We start from the raw sequence: 8253 nt of genomic DNA, 5'->3' as shown, positions 1-8253 counted from the left end.
GATAAAGCCAAGCAAGATGGTCGTGTGGTGGCCTCTGAAGTGGACTATTTAACGCAACTTGGCAAGCAACAAGGTTTAGCGGCTTTGAATACGGTGCTTGATAGTCGTAGCCCCATTGCCGCACTCACAAACCAACAAACCACCACGCAACCCAAGCCTGATGCCAAAACAGGCGTAGCCGCGCTCTCTACCGAACAAAAATACGCTGCCGACCAGTTAGGCATTAGCTACACCGACTATGCCGCGTTACTTAAAGAGGAAAACCAATAATGGCGATTGTGACACCCGCAATTTTAACCAGCCTACAAACGGGCTTTAAAAAGAACTTTCAAGATGGCTTAAGCGAGGCTAAGCCACAGTACACAGCCATTGCCACGGTGATTAAATCAACCACCAAAAGCAATACTTATGGTTGGCTCGGTAAGTTTCCATCTCTCAAAAAGTGGGTAGGTGACCGCCAAATTAAGAGCATGAAAGCCCATGCGTACAGCATCGTTAATGAGGATTTTGAGGCCACTGTAGGTGTTGACCGCAATGAAATTGAAGACGATGAATTAGGCGTTTATGCACCACTTATGCAAGAAATGGGTCGCAGTGCAGGCATTCACCCTGACGAAGTATGCTGGCCATTGTTACGCGCAGGCTTTACCACGCTTTGCTATGACGGCCAAAACTACTTTGATACCGACCACCCTGTATACCCGAATGCGGATGGCACAGGCACAGTGCAAAGTGTAGCCAACATGGCTGAAGACGGCGCATATACGGGTGAGCCTTGGTATGTGTGCGACACCAGCAAAGTACTTAAACCTATTATTTTTCAAGAACGTAAAAAGCCCACTTTCGTCAGCATGACCAAAGTGGATGACGAGGCGGTATTTACCAATAAAACCTTTCGTTACGGCGTGGATTGCCGTGATGCAGCGGGTTTTAGCTTTTGGCAACTGGCCTTTGCCAACAAACGTGCACTTAATGCAGACAACCTATGGGACAGCATCAAGAAAATGCGCACCTTCACGGCTGACGGTGGCCGAAAGCTGGGCATTCGCCCCACTACCTTAGTTGTACCACCAGAGCTAGAAGACGTGGCAACCAAGTTACTTGAGCGTGAGCTTGATTCAAACAGCTCAAACGAACTCAAAGGCCGCTTAAAGCTAGTTGTTGCTGATTACCTGTAATTAAACCCAATGCCCCACCACAGGGGCCAATCAATAGGATGGAAAATGAGATGGCTAATAAGACGACTCATACAGTATGTATTTTCAGTCAGCAACCCAATGGCTACCGCCGCGCGGGTCTTACCCTTAATTACGGGCAAAACGATAACCTGCAAGTTACTGAGCAGCAGCTTGAAGCACTTCAAAAAGATACACGCATTAAAGTGCAAGTGCTTAAAGCAAGTGAAACGGCTAGTACGCCGCAAAACATGGAGCCACGAGGTGTGGGCAGCGATTTAGTTTTAGATCTAAGTAACGCGCCAGAAGAACTTGCACACATCATTGCTGCAATACACGAGCTGAAGCCAAACAAAAAGCCAAACGTGGATGAATTAGCGTTTGAAGTGGATGGCGTTGAAGGTGAGCAAAAACCAACGGCTGCACAACGAGACGAAGCTTGGGCTTGGTATCAGAGCAACGTTGTTAACACGGAGCAATAACCATGAGTTACGCCAGTACAGCAGATATGCAAACGCGGTTCAATCAGCAAGACCTTGTGTTACTTACTGAGCGCGAAAACAGCACACCCGGTGAAATTAATATTCCTGTGCTTGAGCAATCACTCATTGATGCAACAGCAGAAATTAACGGCTACTTAGCAGGCCGTTATACCTTGCCTTTGAGCACGGTGCCTACCGCGCTGGTGCGTATTTGCTGCGATATAGCCCGTTATTTTTTAAGTAGCGATCATGCCCCAGAGCACATACACACCCGCTATACGGACGCGCTAAAGTTTTTACAAGCAGTGAATCAAGGCAAGGTAGCGCTTGGCATTGATAGCCAAGGCGACAAAGCCACCACCAACGACACCGCGTTTATGGAGTCTGCTGGCAGCGTATTTGCCCGCGCTAAGTCGAAGGGGTTTATTTGATGTTTGAGATAAAATCCGACTACTTAGCCGCAGGGCTTTTACTTGAAGAAGCATTGAAAGGTATTTCAGGCATTCGACACGTAAAGGCACTCGATGATTTAGCGGAAATTGATAAAACTAATCACACCCCCTGTTTGTTTTATCTGTACTACGGCGAACAGCTCAATGGCCCCACCCAAGCGGGTGCCAATGTGCAAATTAAGCAAACGTGGCTTGTCATTCTTGCTGAGCGTAAAAACAGTAAATATGCAGGACAAAACATTGCTAAAACCATTCGCGCGGTAGCTGGCAAAAAAACGGGCGATGCAGGCCCATGGCAACGTATTAACACCCCAATAAAACCCAGATACACAAGCGGCCATGCGTTTTACCCGCTGGCCTTTACCTGTCAAATGAGAATGCGAGGAACCCACTAATGAGTGACGGTTATCTAATTGCTGGCAATGTATTTGTGCAGCGCCTAAATAAACAAGGCAACCCTGAAGGTGGCTCAATTGGTCCAATCAACACCACAAAATTGGCCATAAAAGTAGAGTCTGAATCTAAAACCCGAACATCAAACAAAAAGGCCGACTATGGCCAAGTGCTGGATGATGTGCGCATACCTAAGCCCACCGCCATTAACTGGGCCTTTGATGACCAACCTACAGAGCTGGTTGCGATGGCATTGATGGGCGATGTGGTCGCTATTAACGATGCCAGCGGTACGCTCACTGATGAAGCTATCACACTGCCATCGGCACAGCACTGGGTTGAAATTGGCCATAAAAACTTTGCAACCGCAGGGCTTGCGGTGAAGCAAGGTGCGACCCCTCTAGTCTTGGGTGAAGACTTTGAAATGAACTATGCCCTTGGGCTTATCCGCGCATTGCATGGCGGCAAAGTAGCAGCAGGCGGAACAATAACATTTTCAGGTCAATACAACGCCCGAAGCGGCAAGCGCATTAAAGGCGCGTTGAACTCACAAATTCGTTTACGGCTTTTCGGCGAGGGCGAGAACCTAGCCAACGGCAAACAAGTTGAGTTTGATATTTATGACGTTTCAATGTCGCCCACCTCTGAACTTGACTTAGCGGGTACTGAGTTTGTAGGTGCAGAGCTTGAAGGCACCGCCAAAATCAAATCTGGCAAAGATGCGCCATTTGTTGTGGATGAAATAGAAGCATAGTTCCCCGTTGGGGCTTCGGCCCCTTTTTCACGATTTTAAACCTTGTTACATACTGAGTAGTTCCGATGGCAAACAAAACGTTAGAGTTAGCACTTAGAGTTGTGGCCGAAGCCACTGGTAAACAAAACATTGAACAACTCGTTGCTGAGCTTCGCAACATTGAGCAAAGTGCAGAGCGTGCCAACCCCGCTACGGAAAAACTCAGTGAACAAATTGATGGTGTAGCAACAAGTGCCAATAACGCTGAACCTAAAACCGACCAGTTAAACAAGGCACTAAACGACACTACTCAAACCGCAAACACAACTGCTATAACCGCAGGTCGCCTTGCCAATGAGCTAGACGATTTAGGCGACTTACAACAGCTAATACGCGCCTTTGAGCAATCCAAACAAAAACTAGAACAACAAGAAATAGCCACGGCCTCAGCAACGCAAGCGCTCGATGAGTTACAGCGCCAAGCACAAGATAGCAACCAACAGCTATCAGCGCTTGCGCAAGGAACTGAGCGAGCCGAGCGCGACTTAAAACAACTGCGTGACGAGCTTACACAAAACACCGGGAAACATGCAGCGCTGCAAGCGCAACTTAAACGCTCTGGCGTTGATACCAACGATTTACGCGTGGCCAAACGTAACTTAGGGGCGCAGTTTGATAAAGCAGGCAAGTCCGTTGATAAATTCACCAATGACTTAAAACAAGGTAACGCTGCACAACAGGCGCACGCAGCCAGTTTAAGCAAAGTGGCGGGCCAAGTTGCGGCACTGGCCGCCGCCTATTTTGGTTTAGACCGAGTAGCCAGCGCGGTTAACTCAGTTTTTGAAACAGGCGACAAGTTTGAAAAGCTCGGTATTCAAATGCAAGCGCTGATGGGTGGCATTGCAGGCGGTGCAAAAGCCACGGAATGGGTCACGCAATTTACTAAAAACACCCCACTGCAACTGGGCGAAGTCAGCCAAGCTTTTGTGAAACTCAAGGCATTTGGCCTTGACCCGATGGATGGCACCTTGCAATCCATCACAGACCAAGCATTAAAACTTGGCGGTGGCTTTGAAGAAGTACAAGGCATATCACTGGCCCTTGGCCAAGCATGGGCCAAGCAAAAGCTGCAAGGCGAAGAAATTTTACAACTGGTAGAACGTGGCATACCCGTTTGGGAGCTACTTGAAAAAGTCACAGGTAAAAATGTTCAAGAGCTACAAAAGCTATCCAGTGCCGGCAAATTAGGCCGTGATGTCATTAAGCAGTTGATTGATGAAATGGGCCGAACCAGCGCAGGAAGCGCGGCGGCGCAAATGGCACTCTTCAGCGGCCAAGTGTCTAACGCCAAAGACAACCTAGAGCAGTTTTATAACCTTATAGCGCAATCGGGTGCAATGGACTGGCTCAAAAACCAACTCACCACATTAAATACTGAGTTTGCAGCTATGGCGGCAGATGGCCGCTTGCAAGAATGGGCACAGTCAATCAGCGATACCATAGTAAACACGGGCACCGTCATTAAAGATGCCGTAAGCACTTTATACGATTACAGAGAAGAAATTGGTTTTGTAGCAAAAGCATGGTTGGCGCTAAAAATCGGCGGTTATTTTAGTAGCGTTGTGAGCGGTGCAGTTGCCGCAACTCGTGCATTTACCACATATAAAACCGCAATAACGTCAGCAACCGTTGCAACGAATGCGGCAACAGTAGCAACCAACAAATGGAAAAGCGCAATCGGCTTTATAGCGCGCGGCGGTTTGTACACAGTACTTATCAACGAAGTGTTTAATGTAGGTGTTGAGTACAACAAGCTAATAACACTTGAGCAAAAACTCGCCAAAAGCCAGCGTGACGCAAAAGTGTCGTCAGCCAAACTTGCTGAAGAGTTGAGAATTGTTAGTGAAAATACGGGCGTATTAATCACTAGTACTGATGAGTTAGACGCCGCTGTTGCAAAAGGCACCATTGTGTGGAACGAGCGCGCATACGCTTTTGAAGGGGTTGCAAAAAAACAGCAAGAATTGGCTGAAGCAGCTAAACGCGCTGAGCAAGCCGAACGCGAGCGCCAAGCGTTTTTAACCCTAACACTGACCGAAGCACTCAAAGTGACTGAATCACTAGAGCAACAGGCGCAGAACTTAAACGGTGTACGCGATGGGGTTGACGGCTTTATACAATCGGTAAATTCAGCCCGCACCGCGCTTGTGAACTCGGGCACGGAATACAGCCAGCAAGTTGTATTACTTGATTATCTCAAGGCCAAGTTTGAAGCGCATAACGAATCATTGGCGCGCCAAGCTTACTTAGCAGACGATGTAAGCAAAGCCTATAAAGAGTTGGGTTTAACCAGCAGTACCGCCCTTGAACAAACAGCCACAAAGCTACAAGGTGCGTTTGAACTCATTCAACAACAAAACGAACCCATTGCCATGCAGCAGCAGGCATTTTTAAAGTGGGCCGAAGCGGCCATAAAAGCGGCGGATGCGACCGACCAAACCGTGCCTGCTTCAGTGCAAGCGGCGGCTGCGGCGCTTGGGCTTACCAAAGAGCTAGACAAGCTGGTTGAAAAAGCCAATGCGCTTAAGCCAGTTACCGATACAAATAGCGAAGCGGTAAAGCGCTTTACCGTAGCACTGGATGCAACCAACGCCGCCATAAAGCAAAATCAGCAAGTATTGGCATCAAGCACGGCAACCGCTGAGCAAAAAGCACAGGCTCAAGCTGCACTAACCAAACAACAAGCGCGCTTAACCCAACAAACCGAAGACTTAAATAAGGTTCAACAGTACGAGCTGGCAACACTCAGCCAATTAAAAGCTGAGCAATCAGAGTTAATTAACCAAGTAGCTAACTTAGATAACCGCTATCGTGCGGGCACATTGAGCGGTCGAGAGTACAACGAGCAGAAAGCGCGCCTAGAATCGCTGTTACGTGTAGTGAATGGCTTGCTGGGTGATTTTAAAACCGCGCAAGATGACGCCACTGCGGCAACCAAGCGCGGTACACAAGCCACGAAAGAGGCGACTCAAGCCGCCGAAAGCAGTTTTAAAAGCCTGCGTAAGCAAAAAGAAGAACTCGAAAAGGTCAGCCAAAGCGCTGCGCGCGCCTCAACCAACATCAACAACTACACACAAAGCAGCCGCCCCACCGTGAGCGACATTGTGGACTATCAAGAAAAGTATGAAACTGATGGGGCATATTCATTTGAGAGTGCAGAAGTTCAGGCCGAAAAACAAAAGCGCGCCAGAGCAAAACTAGCCGAAACACAATATAACCGCTTTGAACGCGACATTAAGGGAGCCACAACAACCAATGCACTCAATGACTTATATGTTAAAGCCATAAAACAGCTGAGCTATTTAGATCAGGAACAAAAACAACGGTTAGCTGATGCCATAGCTGAGCAAAAAAAAGCGCTAAAAGCTAAAAGCAACCAAACCCCAATCAGTGTAAGCCAAGCTTTAAGCGGACTGCCAAATATAAGCACAGCGAGCAATCAAGCTACTGTAAGTCGTTCAGATAGCGCACTGACTGAAGCAATCAACAAGCTAACAGATGTGCTTACTCGCCAGCATTCGGGTAAAACCGTTGTTTTGCAATTGAGCTTACCCAATGGCCAAACCGCAGAAATGTACGCCCATGTGCGGGATGAGCTATTAAACGAATTAGAACAACTGAGTAACGCACAATGATAGTGATCAACAACATTCAACTCGATAACGCCGTTTGGACAGATGAATATGATTACCAAGGGGTAGCTGAGCAAACCGAGCGCGCCCTTAATGGCGCACAGCACATAGAGAAAACCGCCATTATCGGCCGCCCGATTACGATTGAAAGCGTATTGGAGCCAGCAGCGCTTTACATCGCACTATTTGAGCACAGCCAAACCGAGCTGGCCGCATTTGATATTACGGTACGTGGTACGAGCTATACCGTTGTGTGGGACCACAGCCAAAAGCCAGTAACAGGCTCACCACTACAATATTTTAGCGATGTCGAGCCTACGCACTTTGAAAACATTACTCTAAGGTTGAAAACGGTATGACCATAATTAGAAGTCACTTAAAGATATTTAAGCCGGAACGTTTAGGCAGCGCCCCAAACGCAGGTGGACACCGCACCAATAATGCGGTGATAAGTGGCAAGCTCAATGATGTTTTTAGCTCTATCAGTGATGTGGACCACGCACGAAGCGCGTTCGATTTAGTGAAACTCTACCCAGCGGTTTCAACCAATGACGCAAGCAAACTGCAAGAAGCACACGTATTTATTAGCGACCAACCTGAAGATCCATTAGTGAGCACCTTACTGGTTGAATCGCCGCTACTGCGCGATGATAGCTTATTGCCCGATATGCTCGACATGATGACTGACAGCAATACGAAGTTTCATGGCACCACCTATTTAACCGCAGCAACAACGCAAAACACACTAGAACTACAAGTTGATCAAGTAACGCGCTCACTGGCCCCAACAGTACAAAGACGTACATCAAAAGTTGGGTTAAAGCCGCCTGTTTCTCAAATGTTCCGCACCAAAAAAATAACCAGTATGGGCGAGATGCGAGAGTTCAGCATTGACATACCTGACTTACTCGTTGAATACCCCAATACCCGTGCTGAATATCAAACATATAGAGGCACACAACATGTCTCTATTGAAATAAATGGCCGCACGGTGTCTGGTCAATTTCATGTGAGCTATCCGCTACTAACGGGGTATTCACTGTTTATTTATTACCTATCACATAACGATTTTCGGTATCACTCATTTAGTGAAGGTCAGATTAGTTTAAGCGCAGGTGAATCTATCGAGCCTTATCACACACGGCTCAAAAAAGAAGGCAGCAGCACTATTTACAATGATGATGGCTTTGGCCGCTTCATTGCCAATGGCTTTGTATTTGCAAAAATAGATTACAACACAGGCACAATTACTGAAATTGAACCCGTGAACTACACAGGCACAGTGAGTGAAAACCTAGGCGCACTCATTAAAACTAAGCCGCACAC

8 protein-coding genes and 1 pseudogene are annotated in these 8253 nt (G+C 47.4%); all 9 read left to right on the top strand.

Going from position 1 to position 8253, the window contains the following annotated elements; translation table 11 throughout:
- Positions 1-270: phage protease (locus HC733_RS21315; protein WP_238937654.1), on the top strand; the 270-nt coding region annotated here is incomplete at its 5' end.
- Positions 270-1178 (top strand): Mu-like prophage major head subunit gpT family protein, encoded by a 909-nt coding sequence (locus HC733_RS21310; protein WP_190366995.1) that lies wholly within the window; start codon positions 270-272, stop codon positions 1176-1178. The genes HC733_RS21315 and HC733_RS21310, both read left to right, overlap by 1 nt.
- Positions 1179-1228: 50 nt before the next feature.
- A complete protein-coding gene (locus HC733_RS21305; protein WP_190366994.1) occupies positions 1229-1657 on the top strand; it encodes an HI1506-related protein in 429 nt (142 codons plus the stop codon).
- A gap of 2 nt (positions 1658-1659) precedes the next feature.
- Positions 1660-2088 (top strand): gp436 family protein, encoded by a 429-nt coding sequence (locus HC733_RS21300; protein ID WP_190366993.1) that lies wholly within the window; start codon positions 1660-1662, stop codon positions 2086-2088.
- Complete coding sequence (locus tag HC733_RS21295; RefSeq protein ID WP_190366992.1) at positions 2088-2504, top strand: phage tail terminator protein; 417 nt, start codon at positions 2088-2090, stop codon at positions 2502-2504. Before HC733_RS21300 ends, HC733_RS21295 begins: the two co-directional genes overlap by 1 nt.
- A complete protein-coding gene (locus HC733_RS21290; protein WP_190366991.1) occupies positions 2504-3256 on the top strand; it encodes a phage tail tube protein in 753 nt (250 codons plus the stop codon). The genes HC733_RS21295 and HC733_RS21290 overlap by 1 nt, the downstream gene beginning before the upstream one ends.
- 65 nt (positions 3257-3321) lie before the next feature.
- Positions 3322-6930 carry a tape measure protein gene (locus tag HC733_RS21285; protein ID WP_190366990.1) on the top strand — a complete coding sequence of 1203 codons (3609 nt, stop codon included), beginning with the start codon at positions 3322-3324 and terminating at the stop codon, positions 6928-6930.
- Positions 6927-7286: a hypothetical protein gene (locus HC733_RS21280; protein WP_190366989.1), complete on the top strand. Its 360-nt coding sequence runs from the start codon at positions 6927-6929 to the stop codon at positions 7284-7286. The genes HC733_RS21285 and HC733_RS21280 overlap by 4 nt, the downstream gene beginning before the upstream one ends.
- Positions 7283-8253: pseudogene (locus HC733_RS21275) on the top strand (hypothetical protein); the annotation flags it as partial. The gene HC733_RS21280 and the pseudogene HC733_RS21275, both read left to right, overlap by 4 nt.

Source organism: Pseudoalteromonas sp. S16_S37 (assembly GCF_014694405.1).
GTDB lineage: Bacteria > Pseudomonadota > Gammaproteobacteria > Enterobacterales > Alteromonadaceae > Pseudoalteromonas.
Note: the sequence above shows the minus strand (reverse complement) of the source record. Positions and strands in the feature narration are given on the sequence as shown.